Source organism: Devosia sp. Root413D1 (assembly GCF_001425235.1).
Lineage (GTDB): Bacteria > Pseudomonadota > Alphaproteobacteria > Rhizobiales > Devosiaceae > Devosia_A.
Genome location: NZ_LMEA01000014.1, coordinates 220,234 through 232,930, shown reverse-complemented (window position 1 = coordinate 232,930; position 12,697 = coordinate 220,234). Strand labels below are relative to the sequence as shown.

The 12,697-nt window shown below is 64.3% G+C and carries 16 protein-coding genes; 11 read left to right on the top strand and 5 right to left on the bottom strand.

The window, feature by feature from the left end:
- Window positions 1–269 precede the first annotated feature (269 nt).
- The 4 genes from ASC89_RS28020 (at window position 270) to ASC89_RS28005 (ending at window position 3,556) form a co-directional block, all read left to right on the top strand.
- The gene (locus ASC89_RS28020; protein WP_055877244.1) at window positions 270–692 is read left to right on the top strand and encodes a hypothetical protein; all 423 of its coding nucleotides are present in this window, start codon (window positions 270–272) and stop codon (window positions 690–692) included.
- Between the two features lie 8 nt (window positions 693–700).
- Window positions 701–1,045 carry a hypothetical protein gene (locus ASC89_RS28015; RefSeq protein WP_055877247.1) on the top strand — a complete coding sequence of 115 codons (345 nt, stop codon included), beginning with the start codon at window positions 701–703 and terminating at the stop codon, window positions 1,043–1,045.
- Between the two features lie 231 nt (window positions 1,046–1,276).
- Entirely contained in the window at window positions 1,277–1,615 is a 339-nt protein-coding gene (locus ASC89_RS28010; RefSeq protein WP_055877250.1) for a hypothetical protein, read from the top strand.
- 195 nt (window positions 1,616–1,810) lie between these two features.
- Window positions 1,811–3,556 (top strand): hypothetical protein, encoded by a 1,746-nt coding sequence (locus tag ASC89_RS28005; protein ID WP_156384808.1) that lies wholly within the window; start codon window positions 1,811–1,813, stop codon window positions 3,554–3,556.
- Between the two features lie 47 nt (window positions 3,557–3,603).
- Here ASC89_RS28005 and ASC89_RS28660 read toward each other — a convergent pair whose 3' ends face one another.
- Window positions 3,604–3,780: a hypothetical protein gene (locus tag ASC89_RS28660; RefSeq protein WP_156384807.1), complete on the bottom strand. Its 177-nt coding sequence runs from the start codon at window positions 3,778–3,780 to the stop codon at window positions 3,604–3,606.
- A gap of 549 nt (window positions 3,781–4,329) precedes the next feature.
- Between ASC89_RS28660 and ASC89_RS28000 the strand changes: the two genes are divergently transcribed.
- Entirely contained in the window at window positions 4,330–5,115 is a 786-nt protein-coding gene (locus tag ASC89_RS28000; RefSeq protein WP_056004433.1) for a hypothetical protein, read from the top strand.
- Window positions 5,116–5,733: 618 nt separating this feature from the next.
- A complete protein-coding gene (locus tag ASC89_RS27990) occupies window positions 5,734–5,952 on the top strand; it encodes a hypothetical protein (protein ID WP_056004428.1) in 219 nt (72 codons plus the stop codon).
- On the opposite strand, the gene ASC89_RS27985 is transcribed toward ASC89_RS27990, so the two are convergent.
- Window positions 5,953–6,276, bottom strand: coding sequence for a hypothetical protein (locus ASC89_RS27985; RefSeq protein ID WP_055877266.1), 324 nt, complete (start codon window positions 6,274–6,276; stop codon window positions 5,953–5,955).
- A gap of 135 nt (window positions 6,277–6,411) precedes the next feature.
- Here ASC89_RS27985 and ASC89_RS27980 point away from each other — a divergent pair, with 135 nt between their 5' ends.
- From ASC89_RS27980 to ASC89_RS27960, 5 genes are all read left to right on the top strand, one after another.
- Window positions 6,412–7,830, top strand: coding sequence for a hypothetical protein (locus ASC89_RS27980; protein WP_056004425.1), 1,419 nt, complete (start codon window positions 6,412–6,414; stop codon window positions 7,828–7,830).
- Window positions 7,827–8,204 (top strand): hypothetical protein, encoded by a 378-nt coding sequence (locus ASC89_RS27975; protein ID WP_056004422.1) that lies wholly within the window; start codon window positions 7,827–7,829, stop codon window positions 8,202–8,204. Before ASC89_RS27980 ends, ASC89_RS27975 begins: the two co-directional genes overlap by 4 nt.
- A gap of 9 nt (window positions 8,205–8,213) precedes the next feature.
- A complete protein-coding gene (locus ASC89_RS27970; protein ID WP_056004420.1) occupies window positions 8,214–8,900 on the top strand; it encodes a hypothetical protein in 687 nt (228 codons plus the stop codon).
- A gap of 11 nt (window positions 8,901–8,911) precedes the next feature.
- Entirely contained in the window at window positions 8,912–9,382 is a 471-nt protein-coding gene (locus ASC89_RS27965) for a hypothetical protein (RefSeq protein WP_056004417.1), read from the top strand.
- Between the two features lie 62 nt (window positions 9,383–9,444).
- Window positions 9,445–11,472: a hypothetical protein gene (locus ASC89_RS27960; protein WP_156384806.1), complete on the top strand. Its 2,028-nt coding sequence runs from the start codon at window positions 9,445–9,447 to the stop codon at window positions 11,470–11,472.
- Between the two features lie 278 nt (window positions 11,473–11,750).
- On the opposite strand, the gene ASC89_RS27955 is transcribed toward ASC89_RS27960, so the two are convergent.
- From ASC89_RS27955 to ASC89_RS27945, 3 genes are all read right to left on the bottom strand, one after another.
- Window positions 11,751–11,960 (bottom strand): hypothetical protein, encoded by a 210-nt coding sequence (locus tag ASC89_RS27955; RefSeq protein WP_056004410.1) that lies wholly within the window; start codon window positions 11,958–11,960, stop codon window positions 11,751–11,753.
- 27 nt (window positions 11,961–11,987) lie between these two features.
- A complete protein-coding gene (locus tag ASC89_RS27950; protein WP_156384805.1) occupies window positions 11,988–12,260 on the bottom strand; it encodes a hypothetical protein in 273 nt (90 codons plus the stop codon).
- A gap of 89 nt (window positions 12,261–12,349) precedes the next feature.
- Window positions 12,350–12,643 (bottom strand): hypothetical protein, encoded by a 294-nt coding sequence (locus ASC89_RS27945; RefSeq protein WP_156384804.1) that lies wholly within the window; start codon window positions 12,641–12,643, stop codon window positions 12,350–12,352.
- Window positions 12,644–12,697: the final 54 nt, after the last annotated feature.

The window sequence follows — 12,697 nt, the reverse complement described above, 5'->3', positions numbered from 1 at the left end:
ACTTACCAATCCTACTCAGCAAAAGCCGCCAGAACCGCCCCCTCAGGGCTACGCCTGCGGCCCAAACCACCAGCCCTCGCCAACTGCGCAACAGTCCCTCAAGGGGAGAAGGTAGGTCGGTGCGCAACTGCAGGCTCTTACTGCCCCCTCCACCGCCTACGGCGGTCCCCCTCCCCCGCCACGCGGGGGAGGATCACTGAGAGGCCGGTGCCCGCGCGCGAAGGCACCCTGCCCACATTCCCATTCCCCCTCACAAAAGGAGATCGGCCATGGCTGATCGTAACGCCTATAGCCAGCCGCAGGTTGGCAACCAGGGCTTTGCCCGGACCATGAAGTGCCTTGGCGCCGATGTGGCGCTCGTCGCCGGCGACCTTGCCCTCAACAAGACCGTCGGCCTGTTCGTGGTGCCGCGCGGCTTCGTGCTCACCGGCATTTCGGTGGTGGTGCCCGACCTCGACAGCAACGGCTCACCGCTCCTCACCTTCGCCATTGGCGATGGCGGCGACGATGACCGGTTCATCGCCACCGGCGCCACCACCGGCCAGGCCGGCGGCACCAACACTACGCTGGCGGCGACGGGCCTGAACTACGAGTTCACCGCCGATACCGAGATCGTCTGGAAGACCGTCGCCGCGGCGGCCACGGCGGTCGCCGGCACCATCCAGCCGCGCTTTTTCGGCTACATGAAGTAGGCCCTGATATGGCGAAGGTCACCTACCACGCGCCCGAGGGCGACAGCGAAGTGGTGAGCCTTGCGGGGCTGCGCTTCTTCGATGGCGAGCCGCGCGAGCTCGACGATGCCGAGCACGTCGCCCTGCTCGGAAAGCTCATCCACAACCCACATTTCGGGGTCGAGGGCACGCTCACCGTGCTCGACGAAACCGACCCGCCGGCAATCGGGCTCAGGGCCATCCACAATGGCGGCGGGCGGTTCATCATCGTCCGTGGCGACAAGGACCAGAAGGTCAAGGACGGCCTCAACAAGGCCGAAGCCCACGCCTTCAACGCGCTGTCGGAGGCCGAGAAGCGGGCGTTTGTGGGTTAGGGCGCGGCCGGCGGCGAAAACTGGTTGGCCTCGCCCCTGCCCCACCCACCGGCTGTCATCCCTGCGAAAGCAGGGACCCAACTCGCCGCCCGCGCCAGCTGATGCTTGGGTCCCAGCTTTCGCTGGGATGACACCGAGTGTGGGGTGATTGCAGTGCGTCAGTTCGACTGCAGCGCAATCCCCCATCTCGCCGGCTGACTCGCACTTATCCCCTCCCACCCAGGAGCCCCCATGCCCAAAACCCGTCACGACCTCGTCAACCGTGCGCTGGCCGAACTCGGCGTCGTCGGCGCCGGACAGACCGCTGCCGCCGAGGATTTCGATGAGATTGACAACGCGGTTGCCCCTGTCATGAGCGACCTCGCTACCCGGGATATCTGGGTGTGGGGCGACCCCGATGCCTATGACGACGATGCCTTCGACCACCTCGCGGTGCTGCTCGCCAATGCCCGGGCCCGCGCCTTCGGCGTGGCGCCCGACGAGCAGAAGCGCTTCCTCGCCGAACAGCGGCTGCGTGGCCTGAAGCCCACGATCCTCTCCGGCCGCACCCAGGAAATCGAGTATTTCTGATGCCCCGATCCCCTGGCCTGCCGGCCAGGGGCCATGCCCGATGCGCTAGGCGCCTTTGGCGGCGCGCGTCTCCGTTAGTGAACGCATCCGGCCCGCGGAGTCCCCCTAGCAGCGCCACCACTCCATCGTCGCGTGGGCCAAGGCCGGCGCTACCGCCGGTTTCTCCTCCATAACCAACAGCTACGAGGTGCAATGATGGCTTGGGTACCGTTCGATCCAAAGCAGCCCCCAACGTATTCGGAAGATCCGCTGCTCGCGATCTATCTGGCCAGGGCGCAGGACGCCAACGCCAACCGTCCCGAGACTTACGGCGAAAGCTACCTTGCGCAGGGCATGTCCGGGGTGAACGGGGGCATCGGAAAGCTCCTCGGAGGGCCGGTCGATCTCGGTGCAGGCCTGATCAACCTAGGCATCGGTGGGCTGAACCTGATGCTTACGCCCGAGCAGACCCTGGCGGACCAGATCGCCGGCATACGACGGGAGCCGCCCCTCAAACCGATCGTGGACCCGGTAGGCGGCTCGCAGATGTTCAACCGCTTCATGGCCGATGTCGGCGCGATCACGCCGGAAACCGATGACCCCAGCAAGCAGTTTGTGCGCCGCGCTGGCGAGGAAATTGGCGCTTCGATCGTCCCGACGATGGCCACGATGAGCCGTGCGGCACGCCCCCTTGCCGCTGCGGCCAAGGAACTCACCCTCGCAGCCGGCGCGGGCATCGGCGCCGCTACTGCGGATCAGCTGGCCCCGAACAACCCTTGGGCCGAGCTTGTAGGACAGATATTGGGGACTGTTTCGGCAGCGGGCGCCACCAGGCTCGGCAAGAAACTCGTCACCCCATTTCCAGTTCGGGACCCCACTCAGCTCGGCGCGATGGAGATGTTGCGACGTGAGGGCATCGACCTTTCCGCGGGTCAGCAAACCGGACACAAGGGCCTGCAGAACATTGAAAGTGAATTGGCCGGTGCCCAGGTGGCGCAGCTCAGCGAGCAGCAGGCAGAGCAGTTCACCCAGGCCGTGCTCAAGCGGGCCGGCATTAACGCCAGTCGCGCAACCAAAGAGGTGCTGAAGGCTGGTTATGAGCGCCTGGGCACCGCATTTGGCGACATCGGCTCGCGCAATGACATCCTGCTGGCAGACGGAAAACTTGGCAAGAAGCTGGGCGAAGCATACCAGACGTATGCCAAGAGTACCGCTGAGGCCGATCGTCTGCCGGCGATCGATGACTTCATCATCGAAGCCGTCACGGCGATGAAATCGAAAGGTGGAGGTCACGTGATTGATGGAAGTGCCTACGCTAGCCTCAGGACCCGGGTTGGCCTGCTGGCGCATGAGACGGCCGACCGCGCACAGAAATCCGCGCTCCTGGACATCCAGCGGGCCCTGGACGACGCTATGGAGAGCAACCTTTCCAAGGGAGATATCGACGCGTTTCGGTGGGCTCGCGCTGCGGATCGCGACTTCAGCATTATTGAGAAGGCGGCATTGCAGGACCCGTCCGGCGGGCTGATCTCACCAGAGGCGTTGCAGAAAGCCGCCGTGGCCGGACAGGGAGATCTCGCAAAGCTCGCCGACAGCGGCAAGGCCTTGATGACACCCCTGCCGTCCGGCTCAGCACCTAACGTGCGAAATCTGCTCGCAACGGTGCCGGCTGTCGCTGGCGGCACTCTTGGCTACTACATGGGCGATGCGAATGGAGCGGTGAACGGAGCGGCGATCGGAGCGTTGGGCGGAGTTGCCGCGCCCTATGCCGCCGGTCGGGCAATCCTGTCGAAACCGGGACGACGGTACCTCGCTAACCAAGTGCTCAATGGATCACCTTCCGGGTCCAACGGTTTCGGACCGCTCGGTGCCATGCTAGCCGCGCAGACCAGCCAGATCAGTCCGTCGCGCGACCCACTGGGCGAGTTGAGTGTGTTAATGCATCAAGCCGGGGTCAATTGAGGTTGCCGTCCGCGGTGAGAATACGGGCGTTCCATGACCGGTCGCCGCTACATCGATCGCTCAAAGATGAGTTTCACCAGCGACTGCAATGGACGGACGACGAAGTGGTAAAAGAGTCCGCTGGCAACTATGCCGAAGAACACCCCGACCGCCACGTTCAGCGCGATCGGGTTGGTGATTCCAAACACGCCGAGTATGGAATAGAAAAACTCCTGAAGTTGCACTGTATCGCTCCCGTCGTTGCATCGCCAACGATACGGGTGCGTCTTCGGGGCAGCAATGCCTCGCGCTCGTCGTCCCACTGGATGGTGGAGCGCTCTGGTTCGGTAAGTCCTTCAACAACGCGCTGGGGAACAGCGAAACCGCTTCCCATCTTCCCGGTCAACCCGACGTTTCCCCGCGCAATCTAGCGACCTCTATCGAGCCTGTTCACCGCGATCCCGCGAACAGCGGCGAAAACTGCAGCCAGCATGCGGCCCGAAGCTGTGAGTACTCGTATCGCTGCGACGCAGATGAACCGGCCAACACCGGCCTATATCGACCAGTTGATCGCGGCGCGGGCTCTCGCCAACCGCAAGAGCCTTCTCCCGCCGGGCGGCGTCGCGGCAGCGCGGACAGCTACCCCCTCACGTTACGAAGCCACATTGCGAGGGACACGCCCAAGCCGCCGCCAAACAGCGCACCCGCAATCACCCGACCCTCAGCCGAGAACCCATCTCTGAACAGGTAGAGGGTCATCGCAAACCGCAAGCCTCGCGGCCACGATCCGCGACGTGGCGCAATCCAATGGGCTGATCTCACGTAAAGGCCGGCTGGACGCCTCGCGTACGCCCATCGTGCAGATCATCAAGTCCTTCGACGACCTCGCGGGCCGAAAGATGAGCGTCATGCAGATAAAGGCACTGCGGACCAGGCTCACCGACATTGCGAAAAGCAGCGACCCCGCCGAACGCCACATCGCCACCCAGATGCTCGAAGAGTTCGACACGTTCACGGACGCGCTGGCCGAGACTCTGAAGACGGGCAACGCACATAGTCACAGTGCCGCGAAGGGCGAGCGCATCGAAACCGCGATTGAAACTGCGGCCGAAAAGGCCAACGAGCCTGGTGGCACCGCCTTCGCGGACGCCTTGCGCATCCAATTCAGGGCCCTGCAGCACCAGATCAAAAGAGGCGAGCTTAGGGGGCTAACCGAGGCCGAGATCGATGCCATCAATAAGGTTGCCGACGGCACGCCCATCGCAAATGTACTGCGCGGCATTGGGCGGATTGCTCCTCCCGGTGCAGTCCCTGCCATGGCCCTTGGCATGGTTGCAGACGAACCCACGCTTGCCGGGTCGACTGCCATCGCGCTGGGCGCGGCGGGGATCGGCAGTCGCGTCACCGCAAATACCTTGACCAAGAACGCCGCTGAATCGGCAGCGTTGATCGCAAGGAACGGCGGCGTGGCCGTACCGCGCAAGCAACTCACTGCAGAGGAGTTGGCTCTGATCGCATGGCTGCGGCGCGGAGCAAGTCTCGAAGCAGGGCAATCGCCATTGGAGGCACCAGCGCCGTAGGCCTCGATGCGATCCGTCAGAGGCTCGCGTCCCGGGGCCCTGGACCGATTTACCCACGCCACCCCGTCCGGCGGAACAGCATGCTCCAGCCGGAGGGGTCGTGTCTTTGGACTTGATCGAGTTACTAGGGCCACCATGGCAAGTGCCACCAATCAGGCCACGCCTTGCCAAGGGCGAAAAATGCGGCCCAGGCGATGACGATCAGAACCCATCGAATGTACCGCAACTCAAAGAGCACCTCCCGATTGTTCTGCCTCATGACCAAGCGCGTCTTGTCGCCCTCGGACATGCGATCAAAGATCTCTTGTTGGCGCATAAGCTTGTCTGTGCGGGACATCGTGAGAACATATCCATGTCGAAGCGATCGGCAATATGGCCACAGGTCCTCAGCGCCGCAAGATGCTTGCGGTCCCCCTACTGCCAGGCCGAGCAGCTTCGACCATCGGCACGGCGGCCAACGACTTCAAGGTCCTGACGACGCGTTCAAGGGCCGGTCCGCCGAAGTCGGTCTCGATCCGTCGACAACGGAGAGCATGCTGTGGTCGCTAATGAAGTCAGATTACGGCGAAGCGGCCTTGCAGGCATCAGATCACCGCGAAGAAGCGGACGACACACCAAATGAACACGACCATCGATACGGCGACGAACACTGCGGCCCGCATGCGGCCAGAAGCCGTCAATGCTCGTATTGCCGCGGCGCTGATGAATCGGCCATCACCGGCCTACGTCGACCAGTTGATCGCGGCGCGGGCGCTTGCCAGTCGCCAGGGCCTACTGGCGCCGGGCGTTGCGGCGGCATTGTCGCAGCCTCAATGGCTTGAGATCGGCGGGCAGTGATCACCAGTCGAGGTGCTTCAGACTCATAGTGAACGTTCCGCCGGCCATGAACCCGAACGCGACAATCACCAAGTAGACCTGCCACTCCAAGATGTCGGTCAGAAACCCGAAATAGAACAGCGCCAAGGCCGCAAGCGCCACAATCGACATGATGCGGTTCAGCCCGCGATCAGGTCGCATGCGGTACTTCCCGTCCTCACCGCGGACCCTGTAGTCGGTCGTGTCAAGGTTGATGTCGGTAGGTCGCTTGCTTGCCATGGGCACGATTCCTATCCCTGCCTGGCTCGCGCGTGGCGTCGGCATCGGCGACAGGTCGTTCTCCATGGCACCGCCACCTCGACGCGGTGGGCCACCGATGCCGACGGCACGCTGAGCGCTGAACGAAACCACTGGCCCTTGCCGAAGCGCGCAGCATGCCGCCCGTGACTCACCCAACCCGCCCCCAATCGAGTATTTCCGATGCCCCCGATCACCTGGCCTACCGGCACCGCGCCGGGCGTGAACCCCACCGAAACCGGCGGCCGGCTGATCAATGCCATCGCCGAGCGGGCCCCAGCGGGCTCGCGCAGCGAGATCGTCTGGCGCCGCGTCGCCGGGCTGATCGCCCGCTTCACCACCACGCAGACCGCCGTTCGCGGCGCGCTGCTGGTGGGCTCGGTGCTCTATGTGGTTTCCGGCAACCGGGTCTATTCGATCACCTCGAGCTATGGGGTGACCGAGCTCACCGGCACAGTGGGCGGCGCCGGCCCCGTCACCATGGCGCGCAACATGAAGGCACCGGTGCCCGATGTGCTGATTGCTCACTCCGGCGGTATGTCCTCCATCAACATCTCCGGTGCCTCTGTCGCCGTGTTCAGCGATGGCGACCTGCCCTCGGTCAACTCGATCTGCTGGGTCGATGGCTATTTCATCGTCACCGCCGAGAACGGGCTCGCCTACCAGTCGGGGCTCAACGACACGGGTTTCGCCTCGGTCGACCGGACCACCGCCGAGGCCGACCCCGACGGGCTCTATCGCGCCATCGCCTCGGGCAGCGACCTGATCCTGATGGGGACGGCATCGCTTGAGTTCTATGCCAATGCCGGCAACCCCACCGGCTTCGCCTTCAACCGCTCTGTGGTGGTGCCGATTGGGCTCAAGGCCCCCTATGCGGTGGCCGGGTTCGAGCCGGGCTTTGCCGATACGGTGATCTTCGTCGCCAACGACAATACGGTGCGCCGGCTGCAGGGGTATGACCCCACGCCGATTTCGGGGCCCGACCTCAACCGGCTGATCGAGGCGGTGACGAACCCCGCCGAGCTGATCGCCTGGGTCTACCAGGCGGCGGGCCACGCCTATTGGGTGCTGAGCGGACCGGGCTGGACCTGGGTCTATGACGTTTCGACCGGCAGCTGGCACGAGCGGCAGAGCTATGGTTTTAGCGATTGGCGCTGCCGCTATGGCGTCGCCGCCTGGAGCAAGTGGTTCACCTTCGACCTCGAGAGCGGCAAGGCGTTCGAGCTGAACTCGGCGGCGCGGCGCGATGGCGCGAACCCGCTGGTCTGGACGCTGCGCTCCAACCAGGCGCATCGCTTCCCTGGCCGCGCCGTGATCCATAAAGCGAGCTTCGATTTCGAAACCGGCATCGGCATCGACGCCGGCATTTCGCCGATCGAAACCGACCCGGTGGTGCGGATCCGCTGGTCCGACGATGGCGGCCGCAGCTGGGGGAACCCCTTGACCCGGAAGCTCGGCACCCAAGGCGAAGACCTGCCCATCGACATCAACAATGCCGGGCTGACCGGCCGCAAGGGCCGGATCTGGGAGATGACCATCTCCGACCCCATCGAGATCGCGTTTTTCGGCGGCGCCATGGATATCGAGGAGCGCGCCGCGTGAGCACGCCGGACAGTCTCAGGCCGATCCCGCATCCGAGCGCCCGGCTGGTCGACGCCGACGGCGCGATCGCCAAGCCCTGGTATGACTGGCTGAACCAGCTGGCGACAAAACTTGCCGAGCTGACCCCGCTCGAAGCCAGCGCAACTTACGATCCGCCGGTGCTCGCCGATGGCGCCGGCGCCACCACCGACGTGACGGTGCCGGGCGCGGCGCTGGGCGATTTCGCCACGGCAGCGTTCTCGCTGGCCACATCAGGCATCACCATCACCGCCTGGGTGAGCGCCCCGAACACCGTTTCCGTCCGCTTCCAGAACGAAACCGGCGTGCCGCTCGACTATGGCAGCGGCAAGCTCACCGCCCGCGTTTACAAATAGGAGCCTCAAATGGCTGACATTTTCGAAACCATCGGCGACTGGCTGGGCCTCAACAAGGGCAAGGCCACGCAGAAGGCCGCCGAGCAGAACCGCGGCGTCATCGACCAGATGGGCAATACCGGCCGGCCGATCATCGAGGGGATCCAGGGGGTCACCGGCGATTACCTCGATCTCGGCAAGCTCGGCGCTGGACTCTACTCCGATGCCATGGGCCTCAACGGCGCCGAAGGCATTACCCGGGCGCAGGACTCGTTCCGCGCGGCGCCCGGCTACCAGTTCGCGCTCGACCAGGGGCTCGATGCGGTGGCGCGCAAGGGCTCGGCCATGGGCCGGCTCGATAGCGGCAATACCGATCTCGACCTGATGCGCTACGCCACCGGCTATGCCGACCAGGCCTGGGGCAACTGGATGAACGGGCTTTCGGGCTACAACAACATGTACGGCCAGGGCGTCGCCAACGACGTCACCGCCCGCGGCCTCGGCCTCGATTTCGAGAGCGGCCTCGCCACCAATTACATGGGCGCCAACAACCAGGTCGCCGCCGGCAAGGAAGCCGGCCAGGGCGCCATGCTCGATGCGCTGGGCGCCGTCGCCGGCATCGCCGGCCGCGCCTTCGGCGGCGGATCGTTCGGCGGCTATGGCGGCTTCGGCGGCAACTCCGTCAACCCCACCACGAAAATGCCCGCAAGCTTCTGAGGAGCCCGAAGATGGCGCTGAACTACCCCAGCTATGTCATTCCGCAGCCCTCGCAGACCAAGCCCACCGACCTGCTCGACCTGTGGGACCAGGGCGTCGCCCAGGGCAAAGCCGATCGCTACGAGCGCGAGGCGCCGCAGCAGTTCGCGAATGCCGCGGCCCCACTGTCGGAGTTCGGCCTCACCATACCGCCTGATCAGTTGCGCGCCCTGTTCGCCAATCCGCAGACGCGGCCGTTCGCGTTGCAGCAGGTGCAGGAGGCGACACAGCGTCGGGCCGATGCCTATGCGTCGCCGGGTCAGCTCGGAGGGACGCCCATGACGCCGCGGCCCACCGCATCGACCTCTCCCTACGCACCCCACCCCCTGCCGCGCGAAGCGCGGCCGACGCCGCCGGCCCGGCCCGGCATTGGCACGATCGAAGGTGGCTACCGCTATACCGGCGGCGATCCATCCAATTCTGACAACTGGGAGAAACTCTGATGGCTGGTCCTTGGGAGAACTACGGGCCCCATGTCGCAGAGCCAGCGGTGCCACCGGCGGGATTGAAGACTGGCACGCAGGGCTACCTTGATTGGGCGATCGAACAGTCGAAGGCGGGCAGGCCCCTGCCGAAGCTGTCACTAGAGGAGATGTTGCCTGCAGGCGCAACGCTCGTGCCAGGGTGGGAGACCCCGGGTGCGGGGGAGCTGCTCAGCGTTGGTCCGTTGGCTATTCCGCCGGGCATCACGGACATGATCCGCTCGCTCTATCCTTTCGAACGGAACACGAAGACAGGCGAGTACAGGCCGGCCATACCCAAGATAGTCCCCGGAATGATCGAGGGGATCGTCGACGCAGTTACGCTACCCCGCGACGTAGCGGACGGAATGTATGGCGATCTCGGCACGCCTTACTCCTATTCGCCCGAGTTGGCGGGGCGCGTCTTCAACCTCGCAACGTTGGGCGTCACAGGCCCAATGCCGAAGCTCGGTCCCGGCCGGCTGCCGCGTCTACGGCAGGAAGCCGCGACCCTGGAAGCCGACGGCTTCGGCATTCCTTTGACGTCGGGGCAAGCATCAGGCGACCTGCACCAGTTGCGGTCCGAGCAGCTGCTACGACAAGCCGATGCTTCACAGCCTCTAATGCGGACGTTCGACGATCGTCAGACTGAGGCGATCGGCGCCGCGACAGGCACAATAGGCAAGGAGTTTGGCGGCTCCGCCGATGATCTGTCTGGCACGGTTACCATTGGGTTGCAGAACAAGACCAAGTTGGCGAAAGAAGATGCCGACGCCTTCTTCGAGGTCGCGCAGGATGGCAAGCTTAAGGTCCGACTCGCCGCAGTGAAGGCGCTACCTGGCTTCGTCAAGCAACGCCTCTCGGGCGTGGTGGTTGACGATACCCTTACGCCCGCAGCGGCCACTGCGCTCCGGGAGATCGAGGGCGCGACGCTTGTCCCCTCTGGCCGTCGTTCCCCCCTGTCGTGGTCAGAACTCGAGAAGGTTCGGCGGAAGCTGGCTGGGCTTTCGGGAACCGGCCCTGATGATATCACCGCCACTCGTGGCGTGAAGCAGGCCTTTGACGACTGGCTGAGCGACGCGCTCGACCAACAACTGTTCAGTGGCGACGAGGCGGCGCTGGAGGCGCTCAACGCCGCCAGGGCGGAGTCGGTTCGGTATCTCAGCATCACCAATCCCAAGGGTGGTGATGCTGCCGGGGCAACAATCGCCAAGATGCAGCAAGGCAACGCATCAGCCGAGCAGGTCGCGAACTGGCTCTACGGCGCCGACATGGTATCACCGAACCTCGCCGCCACGGACGTGGCCAGACGCCTGAAGGCGGTGCTCGGACCCGCCAGCGAGGAATGGAAATCCGTTCGCGCCTCTGCTTGGAACAAGCTGGTTCATGACCCTGCGACCGGCGAAGCGAGAGTCCCAGCGGTGCTAACGAAGCGCCTCGACGACTTCCTCGCGAACAAGGACTCTTCTTTGGCGAGCACCCTCTTCAGCGAGGAAGAGCGCAACCGGATGAAGGCACTTTCGGCGGTCTTGAAACGAACAGTTCTACCACTCGAGGCGCGGAACCCCTCTCGCTCGTTTTTTGGGCTTGGCGACACGGTCAGAGATGTGACGGCGGCCGTCATCAGCGGCCTCGTGGGAGCCAAGTTCGGGGGTGAGATAGCAGGTATTGCGCCAGAGGTGCCGGGTATATTGGCCGCAGCAGCGGTGCCGATCTTTAGCAGGGTCACTCGCGAGGCCGAGGCGCGAGCAGCGATCGCCAACAAACTGCCCCCCAAGCCGATGTCGGACGCCCTGCTTCATGCCCCTAGCCTTGCAGCCAGAGTCGCTGCAATTACAGCCGAGCGCGAAAATGACATGGATCTTCGCAGACTCGCGCAACAGATGGTGCAGGGCGTGGCGCAACCCCAGGTCGACAACGATCTCGCCAGAGCGCTAGGCTCTATCGGGGTAAGGTACGATCCTCATGCGTCTTCGGAAGTTGATCGCGCGACACATCCTCAGCCGTTCCTGCCACCTTGGATGCGCCTAACTCAGCCGGAACCTGACCCCCTGTTTCAGTTGCACGCTTGATGCGGGTTCCGTCCAGGGCTTCGTGCAGGACGATCAGGACGATGCAAGGGGCCAGCACCACCCCCCAGGCAACCCACTGCGGGACGGGTGGGAAGAATGACAGCACCCCTGCCGCCAGGAACGGGGCCAGGATGCCGAGCGGAACAGCGAGCTTCACCAGCCAACTCATGTCACGCAAGCGATAGGTGGCCTTGCGGCGATATTGGTGTGGTTCAAGGTCGAGATCAGGCATCAGGTCACCGTGAAAGCAGCCTACAGTAGGGTCGAGCTTGGCGACATCAAGCATAGACACGTATGGCCAATATCGCGACCGCAACGATGAGAACCACCAACAGGGCAACGATCCAGCGGAGCGTCGGCTTCACCTCGAGTATGCCCAGGCTGTTCAGGACACTCATGCGCATCGCCGTCACGTGGATCCGTTCATCGTCGGGCGGCGTGGCATTGAACGTCTCCCAGTCCTGGTCCTTTGGCCCGAGGTCAGACATCCGCTGATTTCCCGTATCTTGAGACGATCACCATGGCCTGCGCCCCTTGCCGCCGCCCAACGACCGCTCGAACAAGCGGTCGCCAAGCCAGTTCTTCACGCTCCCCGCAGCCCAGCCCCAGAAGAAGGCCACGAAGGCAGCCGATACCGGGGACTGAAGCAGCGTATTGTCGGATCTGGGCATGTTGAGCGCCGGGCCGAGAAACACCAGCAGGCCCACCACGCCGCCGGCGACGGCTCCCCATAGCAGCGAGTTTGTTCGCTTCGTCCCTGGCTTTGGTTGCTGATCTGGATCTGTCATCTTCCCCCTCGCCTGAGCCCCTGGCTCGTTACAATCGTAAAGGCCGTCGGCCAGCCGCGCGAGGCTCGCTGTGAGTGACGCGGCTATCGCTACAGGCGAAACACAACGGCCAGCAGGAACAGGACCAGGCGCATGGCGATGCCAAGCGCCGTCGCGATGAGGGCACCGACGACCACCCCAACGCCGACACTTAGGGCGAGCGGGTCACTGATGCCAAGCCATGCGAATACGGCGTGCAGCCAGTCCTGGAGATTCAGGTCCGCGGGCCCAACAGCCCATTTGAACAAGCCGTAGCCACATCCCACGAGGATTGCGAGCAACAGCACAATCGCCGGTCCACGCGACCACCGAGAAGCCGCGCTGTCGTGGCTCAAATCAGACATCGTGCCCTCCCCCTGAGCTAACTCCCCGCACATTCAATGCACGGGGGCCTGAGA